Raw genomic sequence first — 727 nt, forward strand, 5'->3', positions numbered from 1 at the left:
AGGTCGTCGACGGCGCCGAGCCGGTGCGGCCCGCGCTGGCGGCGCTCACCGCGGGCGTGGTGGTCGTCGACGATCTGGCGACCGCCTCCGAACTCGTCGCGCTGCGCCCGGAACTGCGGGTGGTCACCCGCGACGGCGACCTGGCCGGCGCGGGCTGGATCGTCGGCGGTTCGGAGCGGATGCCCAGCCAGCTCGAGGTCCAGGCCGAGATCGACGCCGCCACCGCCGAATTGGCGGCCGCGCAGCGCCGGGCGGAGGAACTGGAAGCCGCACTGGCCGGGGCGCTGGCCGAGCAGACCGACCGCAAGGACGCCGCCGATCACGCGCTGATGGCGCTGCACGAATCCGATCAGGCGCTGCTGGCGATCTACGACCGGCTGGCCCGCGTCGGCCAGACCGCGCGCTCGGCGCAGACCGAGGGGGAGCGGCTGGCGACTCAGCGTGCCGACGCCGAGGCCGCGCGGGAGAAGTCGCTGGCCTCCCTCGCCGAGCTCGAGGACCGCCTGCGCCACGCCGAGATGGAACACGACGGCGGCGACGACAGCTACGGCGCCGCGGGCACCGAGGCCGCGGGCCGGGAACGCGAAGAGGCCGCGGCCGCGCTCGCCGAAGCACGCACCATGGAGGTCGAGGCCAGGTTGGCGGTGCGCACCGCCGAGGAACGCGCGGAATCGGTACGCGGCAAGGCGGATTCGCTGCGCCGGGCCGCCCGCGCCGAACGCGAGGC

The 727-nt window shown here is 75.9% G+C and carries 1 pseudogene; it reads left to right on the top strand.

Features of this window, described 5'->3' with window-relative positions:
• Window positions 1–727 (top strand): annotated as a pseudogene (locus tag V8688_RS32005) (chromosome segregation protein SMC); the annotation flags it as partial.

Source organism: Nocardia sp. No.11 (assembly GCF_038752175.1).
Taxonomy (GTDB): Bacteria; Actinomycetota; Actinomycetes; order Mycobacteriales; family Mycobacteriaceae; genus Nocardia; species Nocardia canadensis.